This window comes from Candidatus Sericytochromatia bacterium (assembly GCA_035285325.1).
Classification (GTDB): Bacteria; Cyanobacteriota; Sericytochromatia; order S15B-MN24; family JAQBPE01; genus JAYKJB01.
Map to the genome: position 1 here is coordinate 15926 of JAYKJB010000061.1, position 13510 is coordinate 29435.

The 13510-nt window shown below is 63.1% G+C and carries 17 protein-coding genes; 12 read left to right on the forward strand and 5 right to left on the reverse strand.

Going from position 1 to position 13510, the window contains the following annotated elements:
- The first annotated feature begins 35 nt into the window (after nucleotides 1–35).
- Both rpsP and VKP62_07830 read left to right on the forward strand, forming a co-directional pair.
- On the forward strand, nucleotides 36–293 hold the full coding sequence (gene rpsP / locus VKP62_07825) for a 30S ribosomal protein S16 (GenBank protein MEB3197098.1): 258 nt from the start codon (nucleotides 36–38) through the stop codon (nucleotides 291–293).
- A gap of 24 nt (nucleotides 294–317) precedes the next feature.
- Nucleotides 318–572 carry a KH domain-containing protein gene (locus VKP62_07830; protein ID MEB3197099.1) on the forward strand — a complete coding sequence of 85 codons (255 nt, stop codon included), beginning with the start codon at nucleotides 318–320 and terminating at the stop codon, nucleotides 570–572.
- Between the two features lie 42 nt (nucleotides 573–614).
- Here the strand turns inward: VKP62_07830 and VKP62_07835 are convergent, their stop codons facing one another.
- The 3 genes from VKP62_07835 to VKP62_07845 form a co-directional block, all read right to left on the reverse strand.
- Nucleotides 615–1145, reverse strand: a complete 531-nt coding sequence (locus VKP62_07835) for a DUF1997 domain-containing protein (protein ID MEB3197100.1) — start codon at nucleotides 1143–1145, stop codon at nucleotides 615–617.
- A gap of 287 nt (nucleotides 1146–1432) precedes the next feature.
- A complete protein-coding gene (locus VKP62_07840; GenBank protein ID MEB3197101.1) occupies nucleotides 1433–2377 on the reverse strand; it encodes a zf-HC2 domain-containing protein in 945 nt (314 codons plus the stop codon).
- Complete coding sequence (locus VKP62_07845) at nucleotides 2374–3111, reverse strand: sigma-70 family RNA polymerase sigma factor (protein MEB3197102.1); 738 nt, start codon at nucleotides 3109–3111, stop codon at nucleotides 2374–2376. Before VKP62_07845 ends, VKP62_07840 begins: the two co-directional genes overlap by 4 nt.
- 122 nt (nucleotides 3112–3233) lie before the next feature.
- Between VKP62_07845 and VKP62_07850 the strand changes: the two genes are divergently transcribed.
- Nucleotides 3234–3545 (forward strand): YbaB/EbfC family nucleoid-associated protein, encoded by a 312-nt coding sequence (locus tag VKP62_07850; GenBank protein MEB3197103.1) that lies wholly within the window; start codon nucleotides 3234–3236, stop codon nucleotides 3543–3545.
- Between the two features lie 57 nt (nucleotides 3546–3602).
- Nucleotides 3603–4217: a recombination mediator RecR gene (recR, locus tag VKP62_07855; GenBank protein ID MEB3197104.1), complete on the forward strand. Its 615-nt coding sequence runs from the start codon at nucleotides 3603–3605 to the stop codon at nucleotides 4215–4217.
- Nucleotides 4218–4255: 38 nt separating this feature from the next.
- Here recR and VKP62_07860 read toward each other — a convergent pair whose 3' ends face one another.
- On the reverse strand, nucleotides 4256–5653 hold the full coding sequence (locus VKP62_07860; GenBank protein ID MEB3197105.1) for a KamA family radical SAM protein: 1398 nt from the start codon (nucleotides 5651–5653) through the stop codon (nucleotides 4256–4258).
- Between the two features lie 222 nt (nucleotides 5654–5875).
- Nucleotides 5876–7060, reverse strand: a complete 1185-nt coding sequence (locus tag VKP62_07865; protein MEB3197106.1) for a cysteine desulfurase family protein — start codon at nucleotides 7058–7060, stop codon at nucleotides 5876–5878.
- A gap of 110 nt (nucleotides 7061–7170) precedes the next feature.
- Between VKP62_07865 and VKP62_07870 the strand changes: the two genes are divergently transcribed.
- The 8 genes from VKP62_07870 (at nucleotide 7171) to VKP62_07905 (ending at nucleotide 13489) form a co-directional block, all read left to right on the forward strand.
- Nucleotides 7171–8169 carry a hypothetical protein gene (locus VKP62_07870; protein ID MEB3197107.1) on the forward strand — a complete coding sequence of 333 codons (999 nt, stop codon included), beginning with the start codon at nucleotides 7171–7173 and terminating at the stop codon, nucleotides 8167–8169.
- Between the two features lie 33 nt (nucleotides 8170–8202).
- Nucleotides 8203–8697, forward strand: a complete 495-nt coding sequence (locus tag VKP62_07875) for a MerR family transcriptional regulator (GenBank protein MEB3197108.1) — start codon at nucleotides 8203–8205, stop codon at nucleotides 8695–8697.
- 241 nt (nucleotides 8698–8938) lie between these two features.
- Nucleotides 8939–10051, forward strand: a complete 1113-nt coding sequence (locus VKP62_07880; GenBank protein MEB3197109.1) for a hypothetical protein — start codon at nucleotides 8939–8941, stop codon at nucleotides 10049–10051.
- A gap of 3 nt (nucleotides 10052–10054) precedes the next feature.
- The gene (locus VKP62_07885) at nucleotides 10055–10402 is read left to right on the forward strand and encodes a hypothetical protein (GenBank protein MEB3197110.1); all 348 of its coding nucleotides are present in this window, start codon (nucleotides 10055–10057) and stop codon (nucleotides 10400–10402) included.
- 30 nt (nucleotides 10403–10432) lie between these two features.
- Nucleotides 10433–11167, forward strand: coding sequence for a flagellar hook-basal body protein (locus VKP62_07890; GenBank protein MEB3197111.1), 735 nt, complete (start codon nucleotides 10433–10435; stop codon nucleotides 11165–11167).
- A gap of 52 nt (nucleotides 11168–11219) precedes the next feature.
- Nucleotides 11220–12011, forward strand: a complete 792-nt coding sequence (flgG, locus tag VKP62_07895; GenBank protein ID MEB3197112.1) for a flagellar basal-body rod protein FlgG — start codon at nucleotides 11220–11222, stop codon at nucleotides 12009–12011.
- Between the two features lie 183 nt (nucleotides 12012–12194).
- Complete coding sequence (gene flgA, locus VKP62_07900) at nucleotides 12195–12893, forward strand: flagellar basal body P-ring formation chaperone FlgA (protein ID MEB3197113.1); 699 nt, start codon at nucleotides 12195–12197, stop codon at nucleotides 12891–12893.
- Nucleotides 12890–13489 carry a flagellar basal body L-ring protein FlgH gene (locus VKP62_07905; GenBank protein ID MEB3197114.1) on the forward strand — a complete coding sequence of 200 codons (600 nt, stop codon included), beginning with the start codon at nucleotides 12890–12892 and terminating at the stop codon, nucleotides 13487–13489. Before flgA ends, VKP62_07905 begins: the two co-directional genes overlap by 4 nt.
- The last annotated feature ends 21 nt before the right edge of the window (nucleotides 13490–13510 follow it).

Genomic DNA, 13510 nt, shown 5'->3' on the forward strand with positions numbered 1-13510 from the left:
CCCCTCCCCTTGATTGATTGACAGGAGCAAGTCAAATGGTAAAAATCCGTCTCAAGCGGATTGGCGCGACCAAGCGCCCCAAGTACCGCGTCGTCGTCCAAGACAGCCGCACCCGCCGTGACGGGGCCGTGATTGAAGAAATCGGCTTCTATGATCCGCAGGCCAATCCTGTGGAACTGCGCATCGACGCCGAAAAGGCCAAGAAGTGGTTGAGTAACGGCGCACAGCCCACGGAAACCGCACTTTCCTTGCTGCGCAAAGCGGACGTCGTCCCTGCTGCTGCGAAGAAATAACGGGTTCAACCTGTGATGGACCCCGTGCAAAACGTGGCAGAAGTGCTGCTGAAGGCGATCGCCTCCAAACCCGAAGCCGTTGGCATCGAGGTCGCGGAAGACGGCGTTCGCACGACCCTCACGGTGACGGTCGATGAAGACGACGTACCGCGCATGATCGGCCGTAAAGGCCGCACCATCAACGCGGTCCGGACGATTGTCAAGGCAGCGGGGCTCAAGTCGTCGCGCCAGGTCAGCCTGGAATTGATTGCGCCTGACTTGCAGTCGTCAGACCACTGAATCGGTATGCCACGAACGCCGGCCTTGCGGCCGGCGTTTTTGCTAGGCCCGGGATGAAGCCAGACCACGTCGCAGCAGCGGGCCCAGGCGGCCCGCGAGCGCGTGCATGGCTGTTTTCATGATGCCACTGCCCGCGCGCTGCAACGCCTGCGGCGGTATGAGCAGCGCGGCCCACGCGGGGATGCCGAGGGAGACTCGCATCGAAGCCTGGCAGGCCACCACGCAGCCCTGCGAAGCTGGCAGGAACTGGGCCTCACCCGTGAACCCGGCGTCGAATTGAGAGCCGTGATGCGAGGCATCCAGCAGGACCGCCTCTTGTGAGTGCATCGCGATGCGATCCGGCGGATGATTCTGAAAGGCGACATCGAATCGGGGACTCAGACTGAAACCCAGCGCCCCGTGTGGCGCCAAACTCACGCGATAAGCCCCACACGTCAGGCGCTCCACCCGATCGCGCCCCAGGAAATCGCGCAACAGGTCGTCATTGTCGGCAAAATAACGGAACGCAACCTCCGGTGAACAGGGCAGCGCGATCTCGTGCTGCACGTGCGCTTCCATCTCAATCGGAATCATGGCCGCTCCTCCCGCCAAGAGGAGTCAGGCGCCGGCGTGGAGCGGGCGTGGCCCCGCACGGGCACAGCCCGAAAGGTCCGACCGTGAGGAGGCGACTCGATCCGCTGAGCGGGGGGCGCCGGCAGCGATAGGCCCGGCCCAACCTGCAGGGGCAGAACCTCCACCGTCACCGCCCGGATGGCAAGCGGCGAGGGCGTGGGTGAGGCAGCCGCCAGCGCGTCAGAGGGCCACACTGCCACGAGCCACAGCAAGCAAGTTACCCCGCGAAGCCAAACGCCAAGCACCTCTCAACCCTCCACGGGCAGCACGATCGTCGTTCGCCGCATCAGGGGACCTTTCCGCGCCACCGCCTCGATGGCATAACGCCCGGGACGGATGCCGCGTACCACGATGGGGACCACCGTCTTGCCCTTCGCCAGCGCGCCACGCCAACTCACGGACTGCGCCAGCATCGGCTGAGCGCGCTCATCGACAAACTGCAGGCCCTCCGGTAGGTCCACCTGAAACACGACGCCATCGACAGGCTCATCCGTCTCGAACCCGATGTGTACCGCCACATCCTGCCGCACCGGCACCACCGCCGTCTCCAGGCGGGGCAGCCCGACGCCTGGCAGCCAGTTCCACACGAACAAGGCCGCCATCGCAGCCGCAGCGCCGAACAGCGCGGAGCGCGCCTGAATCCAGGCCAGGGCCCGAGGTGGCCTGAGCCAGGCCCTCGGCGAGGCGGTCCCGGAACGAGGTCGCACAGCGGAAACATCCGAGGCTTCTTGACGCAAGCGAGAAAAGGCGATCGCCTCAAGCGCCGTCGGGAGGGGAGGGGCCGGTACGCGACGCAGCAAGCCCAAACCGCCCTGATAGGCCGCGAAGGCGCGCCGGCAATCCGAACAGCCTGACAGATGTGCCTGCCAGGCCGCGAGATCTTCGCGTTCCAACGCCCCTTCGAGCGAGGCGGTGAAGCTGTCCTGAGCTTCCTCACAGCCCATGTCCCAGGCAGGCGTCCTCCGGACCTTCAGGCTGGCCAGACGCTCAGAGATCCTGACGGGAAGGTCCTCGGGCATCACCGGCGCCGGCATCCGACCGAGACAATCACGTACGACCCGAAAGGCCGCTGCATCGCGGCGGCAAGCGGCACAATCCAGGAGATGCGACCGCATCGCAGCCGCCCCCTCGGGCGCCAGCGCTCCGTCAAAATAGTCCGTCAGCCGGTCTCGCACGTCCTGGCAACGCATCATCGGGGCATCCCTCCCAGACCCTCGGAGATGGCCGTCGTCTGCAGGTCCAGGTAACCGTCGAACACCTCCGGTGCAGCCAGAATACGATCCTTCAGCGCCAGTCGCGCCCGATTCAGGCGGGATTTGACCGTCCCGAGCTGCACGTCCAGGATCGCCGCGATCTCCTCGTAGGAGTAGCCTTCGAGGTCATACAGAACCAGAGGCTCGCGCAACTTGTCCGAGAGTTCTGCGATGAAGCCCTGCAGGAGTTGCTGCAGTTCCGCCCGCTCAGCCCCCGGCTCGGTCAGATGAACCGGCCGTTCGGGCAGTTGCTCCGTCGCTTCTTCGTGTCGACGATACGCTCGCTTGACATCGTCCAGCATGGTGTTGCGCACAATCCGCCCCAGCCACGTTCCCAGTTCCGCCTCTTCGCGATAGTCGGCGAACGCCCGAAAAGCCTTGACCATGCTGTCCTGCAGGATATCCGCCGCGTCATCCGGGTTGCCAACCAGATGATGGGCCAACCGATACAGGCGCGCCAGGTGAGGAGAGACGAGTTGCTCGAACGCCAGGCGGTCCCCGCCCCGCGCCGCTTGCAGCAAGTGACGATGCGCCGTCGCATCCATCATCCCGAAGGCCTCCTCCTTCAGAGACGAGCGAACCAGCCCAGCGGTTCCATCGAATGCCCCGAAGAACGCGTCATTGTAGCACTGCCGAACGACTCGGGCATCGGAGGCGATGCTATAATGACCCATCCAAGTTGGTCTTGGAGACGGCTCTTCGGAGGCGAACCGTCGTTCCCCCAGCGTTTGCCCACCCGGGCAAGCCAGGCAGTGAGGCGAAGAAGACAGTGCGCGGTCCCGGTGGTTTTGGCGGCATGGATATGGGCAAGCTCATGAAGCAGGCCCAGAAGATGCAAGAAGCCATGCAAAAGATGCAGGAAGACCTGAGCAGTCAAACGGTCGAAGGAACGGCCGGCGGCGGGGCCGTCACGATTGTGATGTCTGGCTCCCAAGAGGTCACCGGCATCACGATCAAGCCCGAAGCGGTCGACCCGGATGATGTCGAAACCTTGGAGGACCTGATTCTCGCAGCTTTCAAGGATGCCAAGGCGAAAATTGAATTGCTGACGCAGAGTCAGATGGGGGCCGTGACGGGGGGGCTGAACATCCCTGGCCTGAAGTTCTGATCACCGCCTTCACACCACGCAACTCGAGGAGGCCCGTGGCCTCCTCTTGGAGTCTTTATGCTGTATACCAGGCCACTCGCCCGGCTGATCGAAGAGCTGGAAAAACTACCGGGCATCGGGTCGAAGTCATCTCAACGGCTGGCCTTCCATCTGATCAAGCAACCGGAGGCGGCCATCGAAACGCTCGCGCAAACGTTGCTGGACGCCAAACGCCAGGTGCGTTTCTGCTCGACCTGCCAGAATTTGAGCGCCGACGACCCGTGTGAAATCTGCCTGCATCCGAACCGCGATCGCCGGGTCGTCTGCGTGATCGCAGAACCGCGTGATCTGGTGGCTCTGGAGCGAACCCGGGAATTCAAAGGGCTCTACCATGTGCTTGGCGGGCTGATGTCGCCCCTTGACGGGGTGGGCCCCGAGCAACTGAAGGTCAAGGAATTGCTGGCCCGGCTCCAGACCCAGAGCGAGGAAGCGCACACCGTGCAAGAGGTCATTCTGGCCCTGAACCCCTCCGTCGAAGGGGAAGCGACCAGCCTTTACCTGAGTCGGCTGTTGAAGCCGGCCGGTCTGCGCGTCACGCGCATCGCCTTTGGCTTGCCGATGGGGGGCGACCTGGAGTATGCCGATGAGATGACGCTGGTGAAGGCCCTGGAGGGGCGCCGCGAAGTGGTGTGAGGGTGCAGCCCCTCGTCGCTCGGGGCCGCCCTGAATCCTTAAAGGAGCTCTTGAGCCTTCCTGACGGCTTCGCGGACCATATCATCGTAGATCGTCTTATCACGCCAGCGCGCCTGCGCCACCGGCCCAAGGCGGTCGATCGGGTCGAAATAGATAAAATGCTGGCCAGGCTTGACGCTGGGCGCCGTGAAGACTGAGATGCCATTTTCACGGTCATAGTACTCATAGCTATGCACGTCCCGCTTGCCGCCCCCGCCGGGAGCATCACACACGAAGGTGGGGGTGTTGAACCCCGCCGTGGTGCCACGCACGTACTTCTCGATGTCCAGCGCGGTTTGCAGGGTCGTGCGCAGGTCTTCCACCCCTTTGACCAGGTCATGCAAGTAGACGTAATACGCATGGACGTTGATGAACCCGAGGCGTTTGACCAGCAGCCGCATGGTTTCCGGGTCATCATTCACGCCACGTTGCAGGACCGACTGATTTCGGACGAAGATGCCCCGCTCAAAACAGCGCGCCATGGCTCGCTCGGTGATCCACGTGATCTCGTTGGGATGGTTGTAATGGGTGTGCAGCACCACCTCTTTGCCCATCTTTCGTCCCAGTTCGACGACGTGAGACAGGGCGTCGAACCAGGCCGTATCCGTCAGGATCTTCATCGGCATCACCGCCGGTCCCTTGGTGGCAAACCGCATGCGCCGGATGTGGGGAATGTTGAGCAGGGTTTCCCCGATGGTTTTGAGGTGGGGCGCGGCCAGCTGGTACATGTCACCACCGGAAATGACGATGTCCTCCAATTCGGGACGCTCAGCGATGTACTGAAAGACCCGCTGCCAGCGCTTGGGGCTGGCGTTCAGAGAAACCTTCTCAACCTCCTCGGTATCACCACCCACCGCGTAGGAGCGTGTGCAGAAGCGACAGTACACCGGACAGACATCCAGAGCCAGAAACAGAGCCTTGTCCGGATACCGGTGCGTCAACCCAGGCACAGGGGCATCGCCTTGCTCGTGCAGGGAGTCGAGCGTGAGCATGGGATGGTCGGGTCGCAGGCGCGAACCGAGTGGCAGGAACTGGGTGCGGATCGGGTCATTGTACGGATCGGTCCAATCAATCCCGGCCATCATATACGGCGAGACCCGCACCGCCATCGGGGCTCGGGCGAAGCCTGCCCGCGCGTCTTCGACAAACTCCGGCGAGACCAGCCCCTGGATGGTCTCGATCAGCTTTTCGACGGTGGTGATGGAATTCTTCCCCTGCCAGATGTGGTCCAGAAAGGTGGCCTCATCAATGTCCTTGTAGGCGGGAATGGCGCGCCAGAATTCCCCCTGGCGCAAATTCCGATGAGCAAACGCTTCCGGACCAGCCGGCGGGCGCTTATGGATGATCGGCGGCTCAGCGTCGAGCGGCACGAGCTTGTCTGGTGGCGTGGTAACCATCGCGGTGTTCCTCGTCTCAAAACGGCCTGGAGGCCAGGGCAACCATCCGCCCGGTCCTCACAGACCGTAATGCGGGTGCCGACCATTGGAGAAGGCAGGGTGAAACAAGGCGCACGTCATCGGGCTACCAATCAGTTGGGGGCGAAGTCGGGCGCGAACGGCCGACCGGCGCTCTTCCAGTTTAGCGTGTCTTTCGGGCGCGGCCAAGCCCACGCCCGCGAATCACGGACGCTGAGCCCGCAGCAGGTCCCAGAGTGGCGAAACGGCACGCAAAGCCCGCACCACCTCAATGATCCGATTGACGGCCTCCTCGACCTCCGTTTCGGAGGTGTAACGTCCCAACCCGAAGCGCACACACGCGGCAGCCTGCGCGTCATTCAAGCCCAAGGCACGCAGCACGTGAGACGGCACCTGGGCGGCAGAACTGCACGTCGCCCCCGAAGAGGCGGCCAAGCCACGCAGATTCAACAGCAAGTCATCGGCGCGGATGCCATCGAAGCGCACCATCGCGTGGCCAGGCAAACGCAGTTGGGGATGCCCGACCATGTGAATGCTCGGCAAAGCCTCCGCGAGCATCCGGAAAAAACGATCGCGCAATTGCGCGACGCGGGCCGCCTCGGTCGGCATCAAGGTGGCGGCGAGTTCAGCGGCCTTGCCGAAACCGACAATGCCCGGCACATTCAACGTGCCAGAACGCACCCCTCGCTCCTGGCCGCCTCCGTGAATCTGAGGCACAAGCTGCACGCGAGGCTCACGGCGCCGAACGAACAGCGCGCCGACGCCCTTGGGGCCATACACCTTGTGCGCGGACATCGACATCAGGTCAATGCCCATCTCGTGAACATCCAGTGCGACCTTGCCGAATGCCTGCGCCGCATCCACGTGAAACAGGATGCCGTGCCGCTTGGCGATGCGACCGATCTCGCTGATGGGCTGCAAGGTACCGATCTCGTGATTTCCTTGCAACAGGGTGATCAACACGGTCTGCGTGGTCAATGCATTTTCCAGATACTGGGGGTCCACCAGCCCGGTGGGATCGACCGGCAGGTAGGTGACACGCCAACCGCGATCGGCGAGGTGGCGCAACGGAGCCAAGGTCGCCGGATGTTCCGTGACGCAAGTGAGGATGTGGCGGCCTTCCCCGGCCAGCGCCTCGGCGGCTCCCAGCAGGGCCAGATTGATCGACTCGGTGGCGCCGGAGGTCCAGACGATCTCCCGGTCCGACGCGTGGATCGCGCGAGCCAGTGCCCCCCGGGCGGTCTCGACGGCGTCCTCCGCTTCCCATCCCATCGCGTGCGAGCGGCTGCCCGCATTCCCGAACCGGTCAGTCAAAAAGGGCATCATGGCCTCGAGAACCGCCGGATCGAGCGGTGAGGTGGCGTGATGGTCGAGGTAAATGTGCTTCATTCGGCGTCATGCTCCCGGCCTGCCGCCCCGGGAGCTTTCTCATCGTTCCGGGAGACCGACACGCACCACGCTATCATGAAGCGTCTCACGCAGATCAAGAGGCTCATCCGATGACCCATCCCCGTTCGACTGATCACCCACACGCCTGCCGCGCCGTCGTCACGGACGCCCCCTACGCGCTGGTGAAGGTGAGCGGAGCTGACCGGCTCACCTTCCTGCACAACATGACCACCGCAGCGGTCAAAGGGCGCTCCCCCGGTAGCCGCTGTGAGGCGGCCGTGGTGGATCACAAGGGCCTGCTGCTCGCATGGGTCGGCCTGCTCGTGGACCGTGATTGGGTCTGGGTCACCCTTGAGGCAGGGGACCAGGATGCGCTGATCGCCTGGTTCGACCGCTACATCATCACAGAGGATGTGACCGTGGAGCGCGTCACGGCGCGGCACCCCGTCTGCTTGTTGCTAGCCCCAGCGGCCTATCGCGCTCCATCGGAAGATGGCAAGAAGACGCCGCTGAGCCGGATAGGTCAGGCCTTTGTGGTACCGGGCCTGATGAACGAAGCCATTTTGATGCTTCCGGAAAGTGACCCGACCACCTGGCTGGAGCCGCTCCGACAGGACGGATTTGAGGTATGGACGCACCAGGAATGGGAGGACTGGCGGATTGCCTGGGGACTCCCGGCGGCCCGTCGCGACCGAGACGCACGCACCAACCCGTGGGAATGGGGACTCACGGCGGCCATTTCCCTGGACAAGGGTTGCTACCTGGGACAGGAAGTGATCGCCCGCTTAAACACCTATGACAAGGTCCAGCGATGCTTGATGGGGCTCGATTTCGAGACGGATGCGGTCCACCTGGGGGCGGAGATCCAGATTCTGTCCGACCCCGCCGCCCCCGTTGCGATCGGTGTGATTACAAGCCTGACGCCACCCGTCGGGCCCTCCCCTGGGCGGGCTTTGGCCCTGATCAAACGAAATCAAGCGGAAGAGGGCCGCCCCGTGGCGATCGTCACGCCCGACGGCAGGACACACCTCGCACACCTTCGTGCGCGGTGGTTTCAACGCGGGCAAGCATCCCTTACGCTTGGCACGGAATCACCGCAAACCCAGTAGACATAACACCTTTCCATTTCAGAGCAGGCGTGTTTGCGCCGATGTTCAGGACAAGCGGCCCCCACCACTCACCCGACGTCGATGCTGATGACTTACACGCCCACCGCGCTACACGATACCCCTTGTTACACCTTGCACGAGGCTGCCATGGGCCTCGGCGTCAGTGAATCAACGCTGCGAGAATGGCTCTCCACCTTCAATTGTGAGCGTCATTTCGACGCCCAGGGGAGTGAGAAGCTGAGTCCCAAAGGCGTCGACTTCCTGCGCATGGTGAAGTCCCTGCGCGACGTGGACCGCTCTTGTGAGTCGATCGTGAGGCTGCTGGGGGCGTCGTCCGCTGAACCGCCCGCGGACGCAGAGGACAGCCAAGCGGTCGAAGACCCGGAGTATTTCCTGGACGAGCTCGACCTGTTGGAAGACCTGCCCTCTGCGGCCTCGGACCTGGAGCAGGTGGAATCTCTGAAGGCCGAGTTGAAGGACCTCCACGCCGCTCCGGCTACGAGAAAACCTTTCTGGAAGTTCTGGTAACCCGACCAGAGGCGCGTCCAGGACACACCCGAGCGGTTGGCCTGTCCGTCGCCCCCGTGAGCCTGATCATAGTCAAGCCTCCGGCCTTCGCTACATAATGCATGTCGACGCAGGCCGTGGGGGGTCCTCTTCGGAAGGCGTCGATCCCTCCTCCAGATAGGTCCCATCCCTTGTCTGCGACCGTTTTTGCGGTGATGCGCTGGGGTACAGACTGAATGTCGGGCGCGCGTTGAGGTCCCCCATGCCTGAAATACCAGGCAACTCGTCCATTCCTGGCTCGGGCGTCGCGGGAGGCCGTGTCCCGGCTCAACCGCTTGGTGCAGGGCTGGCCGGGCCGGGCGGTGCTGGCGGGACCGAGCGCACAGGGGGGCCTGGCGACGACCTCCAGCGCGCACGCGCGCTCAAGCCCTCTCCGCGCTATTTCGGCTTCCACACCGATGCCTCGATCATGGCGCGTTTGGCTGCGATGGGGGTGTCGCCAACGCTCTCGAACTTGCGAGTGGCCCAGCAATTGCTCCGCTACGGGCTCGGGTTGAACGTCGAGAAACTCAACGAGGTGGCGCAGACATTCAGCTTGCACGGTCAGGGCGATCCCAGCAAGCTGGAAGCGATCGTGCTTCTGATGGCCCGCCAGTTACCCGTGACGAATCCGAACATCCAGGCCATGACCCAACTTCTGGCCGGAGGCCCACTTCCACATCTGCTCGCCCGCCTCACGATGGCGATCAAGTCCGAAAATCACCCGCAGCTGTCCGCCCTGGGACAAAAGCTGAACGGTCTCTGGCAACTGGGCCACCTGGACAAGCCCCTGATGAAGCAATTGACAGAGTTCCAGCGCATCCTTCACGGCATCTCGGAGGAACGTGAACGGCTGGAGTCCCACACCCTGTCAACGGAAACCCGCCAGGAGCTGAACCGCCTGGGGGACCTCTTGGAGGCACACGAGCTGCTCTCCCAACAGCAGAACCAGGTGCTGTATCTGCCCTTCTTCATCTGGCGCCAACAGCAGCCCCTTCCCGCGGAGATCCTGATCACCGAAGAGGGGGGAGGGACGGAGCACACCAGTTCGTTCACCAAGATCACCTTGGCGGTCGATACCCTCACGATGGGCCGCGTGGTGGTGGACCTGAGTACGGTCCGCGGGCACCTGTCCGTGCGGTTTGACGCCCCCGATACGGCCGTCAAAAAACGCATCGATCCCCGTCTGGTAGCGCTGCGCCAACGTTTGACGGAGCGTCGCTATCAGGTCGACATCCTGGCCTGTCAGACCAATGGACCACTGCGTAGCATCTGCACCTTGTTGCCGCAGCGGCGCGACCTCAAGCGCCTGTCGCGCGTTCAGGGAGTGCTTTGACCGATGTCGCCCCCTGACCTGCCGCCGGATGACCGGCGCCGCCGTCCACGCAGCAAATCGCGCCCCGGTAGTCCGGCCTTGAGAGCGGTGCCTCCGCTCCCGGCGGAAACCCCTGTTTCTCAAGGCAGCGCCTTTCCCATCCGACTGGATCCGAACAGCCCGCCCGGTGAATTCCACTTTGTGGTCCCGGCTGCGGCCGGCCCCACGGAAGGACGGGTGCCACGCGGCGTGGAAGCCGATGGCCCGATTCCGCACGAACTGGTCAATGCCGTGGATGAGGTCCTCGGATTCATTTTCGGCCTGGACGATGCTCCCCCCCCTGGTAAAGCTGGACGCGGAAAGCGTCCCTGAAACCCTCGCACGCCTTGAGGTTGCCCCGCCATGCTCAAAGGAATTTACACCGCCGCGTCCGGAATGAACTTCCAGTTGCAGCAACTCTCGGAAGTGTCGGCCAATCTGGCCAACGTGAATACTCCCGGCTACAAGCGGACCCAGCTGGTGTCCGAGACGTTCGGTGACCTGGTGACGGCTTTCACTTCCCCGACGAGCCAGAACCGGGTCGGAGTCGGACTCCAAGAGGCTGGCCGCGCCCGTTGGGAGAGCCAGGGGGCCCTGGTGCGCACCAACAATCCGTTGCACCTCGCCCTGAGTGGCGACGGATACTTCCAGACGCTCGACGCCAACGGCACGGTCAAGGTGACTCGCAATGGAGACTTTCGACTCGATGCGGAAGGCTTTCTCGCCACGCAGGATGGCGCCCGGGTCCTCGGCGCGGATAACCAGCCGATCCGGCTCGCGGCGATCGCCTCGGACACCTTACGGATCCGCCAGGACGGCGTGTTGATGTCCGGAACGAATGAGGTCGGGCGGATCAAGGTGGTCGGTAACGAACAGGCCGCAGGGCCTCGCTTCCCTGTGAGCACCGCCACGGCCCCCGCGCTACAGGCGGGTTACTCCTTGGAACAGGGATACCTGGAGAATTCCAACGTCAACGTGGTGAGTGAAATGGTGAATCTCATCACGCTGAACCGGGCTTTCGGTTTCGACCAGAAGGCCATCACGATTCAGGACAACCTGTTGAACAAAACCGTCAACGATCTCGCTCGCATCCAGTGATGTCCAGCTTCGGTCACCCCTCAACACCCAATTCTCGCCTAGGAGAACCTTCATGATTCACGGCATCTGGACAGCCGCGACGGGTATGCAAGCGCAGCAGATGCGCATCGACACCATCGCCAATAACCTGGCGAACGTGAACACCACCGGCTTCAAGAAGTCGATGGTGGACTTTCAAGACCTGGTCTATCAAACCCTGAATCAGCCCGGGTTGGAATATGCGGGTTACCAGGTGGGTCGCGGTGTCCGCCCGATTGCCTCGACCAAACTGTACTCGCATGGATCCTTCCAGGTCACCAACAACCCTCTGCACCTCGCCATCGACAACTCCAGCAATGCGATCGGCCTGGTCAATGACTTCTTCGTGGTGCAGGAGCGGGACGGCACTCTGGCTTTCACCCGGGATGGCTCCTTCAAACTGGACGCCAACCGCCGCATGGTCACCTCCACGGGCCTGGTGCTGTCGCCGGAAATTCAGATTCCGGCGGACGCGACCGACATTCACATTCGGGAGGACGGGCTTGTCCTGGTGCGTCGCCCTCTGAGCGCGCAACAAGAAGAAGTCGGCGTGTTGCAAATCGCGCGATTCCCGAACCCCGCCGGTCTGGCGGCTGTGGGGAACAACTTGCTCAAACAGACCCCTGCCTCAGGCGAGCCCACCGTGGGCCGCCCCGCGCTGGAAGGTCGTGGCCTGGTCAAACAGGGCATGCTGGAAACCTCCAACGTCGACATCGTGACCGAGATGGTCACCATGATCGCGACGCAGAAGTCGTATGACACTGCCTCCAAAGCCATTCAGGTCTCGGACAAGATGATGGATACCGCCAACCAGCTCTCACGGTAAGGCTTCGATATCCAAGGCTTTCCTTCGCTCGGCTGTTCAAGCTGGTGCACGCCCGTGCCGATGCTCTGTTCAGCCGAGTTTTTCGTTGGCGTGCGCGTTCCAAGGTTCCACAGGAACCGTAACGCCCCTCACCGACCCATCCCCTGCATCTGGCTACGCTGGTGCCACACTATGTTCCGCGCCGTGCTCTTTTCCTTGGTGTTTCTCGTGCCTCAGGCGGCCTGGGCGCTGCCTGGGTTACGAGAACAGGACGTGCTCGATCTGGTGCGCAACGAAGCCTGTGCTCGCCTGCAGATTCCGCGACGGGACGTCGACGTGGCGTGGAAGGACATGGCCCTGGACAGCCTGGTCACGGCCTTACCCCCTGGTCGGGTCTCCCTCCAACTCGGCCCGGTCACCCGCCTCGGAGGCGCCCGCAATCTCCCCGTTCAGGTGCTGGTGAATGGCCAGAAGTATCGCACGATCTTTCCGCGCCTCGACGTCCAGATCACCCAGGACGTGCTGGTGACTGTCAATCGCATTCCGCGTGGCAGCGTGCCGCAATCAAGCGATTTCGAGCTGGTCCGTCAACCGGTCGCGCACATGGCTCAGCCCGCGTTGACCAGTTGGAGCCAGGTGGTCGGAAACGAGACCACCCGAGACATCTTGCCCGGCACGGTCCTGACCTCGGGCATGTTCCGCCAGGCCCCGCTCGTCAAAGCGGGAGACGAGGTGACGGTAGTGGTGCAAAGCGGCGGGCTGAGTATCCTGTCGCGCGGCATCGCCCGTTCAGCGGGAGGGAGCGGAAATCTGGTGAAGATCGTCCATCCGGATACCAAGCACGAGTTCGTGGCCCGCGTGACGGCCCCCGGTAAGGTGGAAGTCCGCCTGGAGGAACCATGAAACCCACGCCCATCGTCTCTGTTGCGTTGACCTGTGTGTGGCTGCTCGCGCAGCCTGCTCCGGCATTGGCTGATTCGCTCTTCACCGAGGGGCCCAATGAAAACCTGACCAGCTTCTCGCGACCGTTCCTGGGCGTGGGCAACCTGATCACCATCGTGGTGACCGAGCGAACCATCGCAGAGTCAAGCGCGCTCACAAACCGTCGCAAGGACGGACGGGTCCGCACCGACTTCGACTTCGGAGGCCTGATTCCGGGCTTGATCAAAAATGCCACGGACATCCGCGGCCGGGATGATTTCCAGGGAGAGGGACTCACCAGCCGCAACGGGCGCCTTCAAATGGATGTCACCGCACGCATCGAGGAGGTGCTGGCCAACGGTACCCTGCGCATCGTGGGATTGAAGCACCTGCGGGTCAATGACGAGGAGACCGACATCGTCATTCGCGGCATCGTGCGCCCCATGGACATCTCCCCGGACAATCGAATCGACTCCAGCCGCATCGCCGATGCCAGCGTGGACGTGAAGGGTTCCGGCCCCGCCACGGCCAAGGCGACGCCGGGCTTGCTGACACGCCTGTTCAACTGGCTCTGGTAATCCTCACGAGAAGGGACGCTG

What these genes read in the sequence shown, in the direction of transcription:
- VKP62_07885 (MEB3197110.1), top strand. Translation starts at nt 10,055, where the DNA reads ATGTCGCCCCCTGACCTGCCGCCGGATGACCGGCGCCGCCGTCCACGC.
- VKP62_07835 (MEB3197100.1), bottom strand. Translation starts at nt 1,145, where the DNA reads ATGATTCCGATTGAGATGGAAGCGCACGTGCAGCACGAGATCGCGCTG.
- VKP62_07890 (MEB3197111.1), top strand. Translation starts at nt 10,433, where the DNA reads ATGCTCAAAGGAATTTACACCGCCGCGTCCGGAATGAACTTCCAGTTG.
- VKP62_07850 (MEB3197103.1), top strand. Translation starts at nt 3,234, where the DNA reads ATGGATATGGGCAAGCTCATGAAGCAGGCCCAGAAGATGCAAGAAGCC.
- VKP62_07860 (MEB3197105.1), bottom strand. Translation starts at nt 5,653, where the DNA reads ATGGTTACCACGCCACCAGACAAGCTCGTGCCGCTCGACGCTGAGCCG.
- VKP62_07880 (MEB3197109.1), top strand. Translation starts at nt 8,939, where the DNA reads ATGCCTGAAATACCAGGCAACTCGTCCATTCCTGGCTCGGGCGTCGCG.
- VKP62_07905 (MEB3197114.1), top strand. Translation starts at nt 12,890, where the DNA reads ATGAAACCCACGCCCATCGTCTCTGTTGCGTTGACCTGTGTGTGGCTG.
- VKP62_07840 (MEB3197101.1), bottom strand. Translation starts at nt 2,377, where the DNA reads ATGATGCGTTGCCAGGACGTGCGAGACCGGCTGACGGACTATTTTGAC.
- rpsP (MEB3197098.1), top strand. Translation starts at nt 36, where the DNA reads ATGGTAAAAATCCGTCTCAAGCGGATTGGCGCGACCAAGCGCCCCAAG.
- recR (MEB3197104.1), top strand. Translation starts at nt 3,603, where the DNA reads ATGCTGTATACCAGGCCACTCGCCCGGCTGATCGAAGAGCTGGAAAAA.
- flgG (MEB3197112.1), top strand. Translation starts at nt 11,220, where the DNA reads ATGATTCACGGCATCTGGACAGCCGCGACGGGTATGCAAGCGCAGCAG.
- VKP62_07865 (MEB3197106.1), bottom strand. Translation starts at nt 7,060, where the DNA reads ATGAAGCACATTTACCTCGACCATCACGCCACCTCACCGCTCGATCCG.
- VKP62_07845 (MEB3197102.1), bottom strand. Translation starts at nt 3,111, where the DNA reads ATGGGTCATTATAGCATCGCCTCCGATGCCCGAGTCGTTCGGCAGTGC.
- VKP62_07870 (MEB3197107.1), top strand. Translation starts at nt 7,171, where the DNA reads ATGACCCATCCCCGTTCGACTGATCACCCACACGCCTGCCGCGCCGTC.